Raw genomic sequence first — 6,786 nt, forward strand, 5'->3', positions numbered from 1 at the left:
ATAAACTTGCCTTGGAGTTTGCCAAACAAGTAGCCAAATCCACCGAAAATTCTCCACGTGGTCATTGGAGCCTCGTTGATCAATTCAGAAGGGCATCAACTTCAATTGCATTGAATATCGCTGAAGGCGCTGGTCGTTATGCCAAAGGTGAGAAGAAACAGTTTTACTCAATCGCCAAAGGATCGGCATACGAATGTGTCCCGTTGATTTCCTTGTTTTGCGATTTGTCGATTATTGATGCAACGGTGGCAGTGGAATGGAAAGCGTCATTGCAGAGAATCTGCCAGATGCTGACCAAGCTGATACAGAGCATAAAATGAATGATCACCTCGACATCACCGCCAAAATGCTCACCAACTTGGTGAAATCGGTGGAGGAATTGAAAAGAGATTTTTAAACGTTAATTCGAGCTCAACATGCCCTTTTAGAACTATGTCTGCATCCATGAGATATGTCGCGTCTAATGTTGTTTGAAGCGCGATACACCGCATTCCCGCTGCCTTCGCGGAGCGAATTCCAAAAACACCGTTTTCAATAACAATGCACTCTTGTGGATTGATAGACAGCAGTTGTGCTGCCTTGAGATATGGATCGGGATGCGGTTTTCCTCGTTCCACGTCGTCACCGGTAACAACTACACTGAATTGTCCCAATACATCGTTCGGCAATGTTCGTGCTATAGCCAATCTTGAGGCACCCGTCACGAGTCCAAAGGGGATGCCGCGTTTCCGCAATAGCCCGAGGATGGGCAATATTCCGCTGTAGATGCTGGGGCAGTGCATCTTGCCGAAATGCCGCTCCTTATCGAGTGCAACCGTTTCCAATAGGGCGCCGTCGGGTTGGACTCCGCACCGCCTGAAAAATTCCCGAGCAACGTCGCGAAAAGGCGCACCTTCATATTCGAAAACCCATTTGCCATTGATTTCTATTCCATGATCTCGAAAAGCCCTTACCCACGCCTCTGCATGATCGCCCATCGTGTCAGCGATCACACCATCGCAGTCGAAAAAAACCGCCTTGATTGGTATTATATTCATCAGTCACTCCCCGGCATTTCGAACGTCTCACAGCGGTTGAATGAACCGTCATTTGTGAACATTATCGAGCAACCATTATGTAGCCTGCAACAAGCGTCCCATGGATACTTTTGCCCCTTTAGAAGCAGTGTGCAACCATCATGGAACAACGATATTGAACTGACTATGCCATCTTCGTTAAAAAATACTCCGAGCGCGTGGGGAATGGACATTCCCTTGAAGCGTATAGTCTCACCCATCCCAAATAGCGATTGTACCCGGGCATATGAAATCCACTTTTTACCGTTCTCACTCTTTTTGATATAAACAGTGGTGGCCCACGGCAATTCGACACCGCCGACAATCTGTTGTTCCGGCAAGACACACATATCTTCCCGACCGCTCCACCACGCGCTCGGCCTCACTTCGCAACGCAACTCCTGTCCCTGATAACTTCTTGTTTCCCAGCACGTCTTGGCACCGTCACTTTGTAATTTGCATTTAACGTCAGACATTCGTTCCTCCTTTGTTTGTTGTTTCAATTCTTTGGTTGACATAATGCAAATGTATATTATAAGGCAAATTAATTGTTTTTATAGACTTATCAATATATTTTATATGTATCATCAACTCAAATCATTTCTTGCCATTGCCGAACTCAAGAGCGTGAGCATGGCGGCAAAACGCATTCATCTTACGCAACCGGCCCTTACACAACATGTGCGATTTCTTGAGGAACTTTTCGGAATAAGGCTCATAGTCCGTTCAGGGAACACAATGGAGTTGACACCAGAGGGCATAAAACTCCGCGATATTGCTGACCCCCTTGTAGTAGGTATGGATGGATTAAAAACCGCACTTACAACAAATGGGGAAAAGAGTTCCGTCGTCAGATTTGCAACAATTGATTCGGTGACACACTCAATCTTGGCCGGGGCTATCAGAAAAATTCTCGCGACAGAACCATCTATCCAACTTATACCTTCTGTTGAAGCCTCAGGGATGGCCGTACAACATCTTCTTGCCGGCACTATCGACCTTGCACTCATTACACTTGATAATCTCCCCAGAAGCCTTGGAAATGAGCTCCTTTTTCATGAAAGGTTGGTTTTTATCGGTTCACCAGCTCATCGTAGTTTAAGAAAAGATCGCTTAGTTAATCTTCCCTTCATTTTGTTTCCCCAGTCATCTATGACACGTTCGCTTGTTGACGAGGCAATGGCAAAGCAGCGAATAGTGCCAAATATTCTTCTTGAAACCATCAAGGTTTCTGCAATAGTTGCGTTTGTCGAAGCTGGTCTAGGTATTTCCATAGTTCCGAACTATTCCGTGTTAAGAGACATACAGCTTGGAAGAATCGTGGAGTTGCCCATCAGGACAAGTGTTAAGCGTCGCGTGGGAGTCGCGTTCAGAAAGGACAGACCACTGTCATCATCGACAATAAATTTTATCCAATGCCTGCGGGCAGAAAAACGCAATATAAAGGGGAATCACGATTGACCTTCCCCCATTTAGTGGACGTTTTGTTTAGACAGGATTGCCTGTCTTTCGTACTCAAAGGGACTCAGATTGCCAAGTGTTGAATGAGCCCTTCTGCGATTATAATACATCTCCACATATTCAAAGATCTTTCTCTTCGCTTCATCCCGGGTCCTAAACTTATTCCGGTTGTCACGTTGTCAATACCGAATTACCGAAGCCTGACCCCATTTAAAGGCGGTGAAAATTTATTGACGGTAAGAAAAATCTATGACAGGTTTTTCTGCAGGGAGTTTTTGGTGACTGCTGGAACGTTAGCATGATACCAAGAAAGAAGTTGAGTATGGAAACAACGAAAGTTTTGATTAGAGTTGCGGAACCGAAGCCTTCTGAACACGATGGAACAGGCAATGTAGATTCTTTGGAAGAAAGCCAACTGGATTCGTTTGTGGTGATTAGTCCGGGCATTGATAGACATGCGCCGCAAGGGAAATTTGCTAATCCGCTTTTAGCATGTGATACTTGCGCAACATGTGCGACTTGTGAGACATGTGCAACATGCGAAACTTGCGCAACGTGTGCGACATGTGAAACATGTGCGACATGCGAAACTTGCGCAACATGGATAATATAAAATTTGGAGGGCCATACGCCGCTGTGATGAAAATGGCGTTTCAATTTATAGGTGTATTGGGAGTGTTCTTATGCTTTTTTGCCAGAAATGCCCATGCGGGGCAGTTGAGATTTAATATCATAGATTATACCACGGATTTTATTCTTTACGCCGATAAGTATCCCGCCGATGATATGAGGGCCAAATTCAAGTGGTGGCTAGACTACGAGCAAAAATATTCTAAATATCTCGATGCTATTTATTGGTCCGATGCTTATCCGGGTATATCTGAAAGCCACCGCAAGAAAATATTATGGAAGCGGTTGCCAGCCTTATTTGATGCTACACAGCAAGCCAAATACCTGTCGAAAAACATGCCATTGTTTCTAGATAAACTGTCGAAGTTTGCGGATTCATTTTGCCGCGAACAGTTCCAAGTCGATGTTGTTTTGGCGATCTCTCCTGTTTTGATCGACGCAAAAACCCAATGGTTTGGCAATAACCACAACATGGTTCATATCAATTCTCTTAGCTCGTCATTTTTCGATGACTCACAAACAGAAATTATTTTGGCGCATGAAACATTTCATTCTCTCCAAGAACAAATCCTTCTAAGGAAGAAAGAAAAAATCAATTATGCAAGCATAGCCGGCAAGATTGTAGCAGAGGGTATGGCAACGTATTTTTCAAGTTTATACTTGAACCATGCCGACATTTCTGCTGTGCTTTTATTAAGTAAAAAGGACTATGATAATTTGACATCAAAAGAACGTGTGCTGGCGCAAGATATATACGAGGTGTTTGAATCCTCTAATAGGAAAATTATCAAGTCATATTTTGCTTATGGCGGCGGTCAGTATCCCCCAAGAAGCGGCTATTATATTTCTTACGTTATTATTAAACGTCTGACAAATAAGCATGATTTTAAAGTACTTACATACCTTGGCCCCGATGAATTAGAGAGGTTGGTAAAAAATGAGCTTAAATTGATTGCCGAGGGATTGTGAATTTTATGAATCTATTGTTTCACTTAATTTCAAAAGGCAAGAAGCTATATTTATTTGACGCAAGGACATATTCGATCATTGAGATTCGAAATCATTTATCAAAGACGCTAAAGCTATTGGAAGACAACTCTTATCGCGTATCAAAAACGAAATTTCTCAAAGAAAATTATGAAAAAGAGTGGAAGATTTCTTTATCTGAAATGGAGAAACTAATTAGTAATGGATTTTTATCGACTTGCGATGATGAATATATTTCTGCGCCATCTTTGAAAAGATTGGTGTTGATGCTTACAGATGGATGCAACTTGGCTTGTAAGTATTGTTTTGAGAGGGATAAACCGAGCGATTTGAAATGTCATGCGCAGATGTCCTCCAAGACCGCAGTGGCCTCATTAGAATATCTGCTTAAGAATAGCCCATACCAGGAAGTGTTCATTAATTTATATGGGGGAGAACCACTTCTAAATTTTAGGACTATTAAAAGCCTCATCGAAATGGGGGAGAAGCTCTCCAAAATTTATAACAAACAAATTAAGTGGTTTCTGGTTACAAACGGGACGCTAATAAATCAAAAAATCGCCAACTTTATTAAAGATAATAAAATAGGAGTTCAAGTCAGTATTGATGGCTCGGACATAAAACATAACATTTATAGGACGTTTGTTGATGGCCGACAAAGTTATGACTTGGTGAAAAAGAACATCAAGAAGCTTGAGGCGTTGGGTGTTTGTTGCAATCTATTGGTCGTTCTGACCAAGGCCAACGTTGGCGATTTGAGATGGTTGGAAGAATTGAAAAAAACAGCTTCTGGTAAAATTGCTTTTTGTATCGCGGCCACGGACAGAAAAGAAGTTCTGCCAACTAACGGCGAATGGGAAGAGTTTATCAGTAAATATGAGTTGTTTTTGAAAAATCAAGATTATAGGCAGAACCAAACCATTGGCACATTGGTTAATCGGATCAAAAAGGGGGGGAAGCTTTATTTTGGATGCGGGGGTGGTTTAGAAGAGCTTACTGTATCTCCGACAGGCGAAATGTACTTATGTGAAAGGCTTGATTCCATCAGCAAATTGGGGATCAGTGTTTTTGATGGTGTTCCTCCAAACGATCTTTGGAGGAAGATTATAGGTCATGTTAACAGCTCCAGATGTAAAAAATGTTGGTTAAAATATCTTTGTGGTGGAGGCTGTTCACATACTTTTCGTTCCTACTCGAAATTAAATAGGTCGTTTAAATGGCATTGTAAAATAAAGCAAATTGAAGCAGAATCCGCAATCACCGCGATCTGTAAGGATTTCTATCATGAAAAATGAGGTGCATGTCATATTCGGGGCCACAAGCGGCCTTGGTTGGCATCTAGCCAGCAGGCTTTTTTATAAAGGCAAAATTATTTGTGCCTTTGGGAGAAGGCTTGAAAGATTGCAAGGGTTGAGAGCCACTCTATGTTCTGTTCAGAAAGACAACCTTAGGCTATTGACCTTTAAAGGCGATATTACAGATGCAAAAAGCGTTAATGATTTTCTCTCCCAGGTCATTTCTAAATATAATCGTGTAGATCGCATTATTATTTGTAGCGGAAAATATATTAGAACCGATGTCGGCACTAGTATTGATTTATGGAAAGACGTTGTGAATACCAATTTTTGGGGAACAGTGAATGTTGTATCAAGTATTGTAAATGGCTTGAAAACAGGAGCAATAAAAAATAAAGTAAGATGTGTTGCTATCACATCTTCCTTGGCGAATAAGGCCATTGGTGGCAGTACTGCCTATTCATGTTCTAAAAGTGCACTACAAATCTATATTAACGGGCTGGCTTCAGATAAACAGCTTTCGACGCTTATGCTGTGCTATGCTATTCAACCGCCTCCCTTTAGGTCCGAAATGAACAACATTGCTCAAATTTCTGCTGGAACAGTTGCACAAAAAATTATCAATTTTTTTTCTAAAGAAACGGACCATTGTCACGCGAGGGTCATTAAAATTTAGGTCAATGATAGGCCTGATAATTTTCCACTTGCCAGTCTAACAGTAAGATGTTTATCTTGCCGACCAAATGGCGCAGGTGAAGCCTGCTAATTCGAAGATAAGGAGAAACAAATGAGCTATAACAAGAGCAAGCATTTCATCTCGGAACAGGATTGGTCAAAGGCGCAGTTGGACCATATGTTCGAAGTGGCCGGTGAGCTAAAGGAAAAAAAGAAACGCGGTGAGCTCACGCCCTGGCGAGACTGCAAAGGACACCGCGCTCGTCCTTTCGCGCATGGGACATGCAATAGCGTGCAGGAACTGTTTCTACGGCATCGGCAACAAGTACTTAAGCGAAATGGCCGAGTGGTCGGACATTCCGATCCTCTCCCTGCAGGACGATCTTTATCATCCGATGCAGTAAATGGGGTCATAAATGGGGTCAGGCTTCGGTAATTCGGTATTGACAACGTGCCTACAATTTAATAGTAAGGATGCATGGCTCGCAAACCGAGGATAGAATTTCCGGGGGCGTTTTATCACGTCATTGCACGCGGAAATAACAGGCAAAAGGTATTTGCCGACGATAAAGATTATAAATCATTTCTTGAACGCCTGGTAAAGGGGTCAAGTCTTTACTCTTTACTTTCACACCGCTGCGCCAATATATTCAACCACATCTAAATCAGCAATTTTCCGGTCG

The 6,786-nt window shown here is 42.4% G+C and carries 8 protein-coding genes and 2 pseudogenes; 7 read left to right on the plus strand and 3 right to left on the minus strand.

Annotated elements, in window-relative coordinates:
• A partial coding sequence (locus COV46_03315; protein ID PIR17661.1) for a four helix bundle protein occupies positions 1 to 320 on the plus strand: 320 nt, incomplete at its 5' end.
• A 30-nt stretch (positions 321 to 350) separates the two neighbouring features.
• Here COV46_03315 and COV46_03320 read toward each other — a convergent pair.
• Together COV46_03320 and COV46_03325 are read right to left on the minus strand one after the other, a co-directional pair.
• Positions 351 to 1,037, minus strand: coding sequence for a hypothetical protein (locus tag COV46_03320; GenBank protein ID PIR17662.1), 687 nt, complete (start codon positions 1,035 to 1,037; stop codon positions 351 to 353).
• Positions 1,037 to 1,531, minus strand: a complete 495-nt coding sequence (locus COV46_03325) for a hypothetical protein (GenBank protein ID PIR17663.1) — start codon at positions 1,529 to 1,531, stop codon at positions 1,037 to 1,039. The genes COV46_03320 and COV46_03325 overlap by 1 nt, the downstream gene beginning before the upstream one ends.
• Before the next feature lie 43 nt (positions 1,532 to 1,574).
• Here COV46_03325 and COV46_03330 point away from each other — a divergent pair, with 43 nt between their 5' ends.
• Positions 1,575 to 2,516: a hypothetical protein gene (locus tag COV46_03330; GenBank protein ID PIR17664.1), complete on the plus strand. Its 942-nt coding sequence runs from the start codon at positions 1,575 to 1,577 to the stop codon at positions 2,514 to 2,516.
• A gap of 11 nt (positions 2,517 to 2,527) precedes the next feature.
• Here the strand turns inward: COV46_03330 and COV46_03335 are convergent, their stop codons facing one another.
• The gene (locus COV46_03335; protein PIR17665.1) at positions 2,528 to 2,644 is read right to left on the minus strand and encodes a hypothetical protein; all 117 of its coding nucleotides are present in this window, start codon (positions 2,642 to 2,644) and stop codon (positions 2,528 to 2,530) included.
• 445 nt (positions 2,645 to 3,089) lie between these two features.
• Between COV46_03335 and COV46_03340 the strand changes: the two genes are divergently transcribed.
• From COV46_03340 to COV46_03360, 5 genes and pseudogenes are all read left to right on the plus strand, one after another.
• The gene (locus COV46_03340) at positions 3,090 to 4,115 is read left to right on the plus strand and encodes a hypothetical protein (GenBank protein ID PIR17666.1); all 1,026 of its coding nucleotides are present in this window, start codon (positions 3,090 to 3,092) and stop codon (positions 4,113 to 4,115) included.
• Between the two features lie 5 nt (positions 4,116 to 4,120).
• Positions 4,121 to 5,428: a hypothetical protein gene (locus tag COV46_03345; protein PIR17667.1), complete on the plus strand. Its 1,308-nt coding sequence runs from the start codon at positions 4,121 to 4,123 to the stop codon at positions 5,426 to 5,428.
• Complete coding sequence (locus COV46_03350) at positions 5,418 to 6,104, plus strand: hypothetical protein (protein PIR17668.1); 687 nt, start codon at positions 5,418 to 5,420, stop codon at positions 6,102 to 6,104. Before COV46_03345 ends, COV46_03350 begins: the two co-directional genes overlap by 11 nt.
• Before the next feature lie 111 nt (positions 6,105 to 6,215).
• Positions 6,216 to 6,507, plus strand: a pseudogene (locus COV46_03355) (hypothetical protein).
• Positions 6,508 to 6,581: 74 nt separating this feature from the next.
• A pseudogene (locus COV46_03360) lies at positions 6,582 to 6,677 on the plus strand (transposase).
• Positions 6,678 to 6,786 lie beyond the last annotated feature (109 nt).

This window comes from Deltaproteobacteria bacterium CG11_big_fil_rev_8_21_14_0_20_49_13 (assembly GCA_002796305.1).
Classification (GTDB): Bacteria; UBA10199; UBA10199.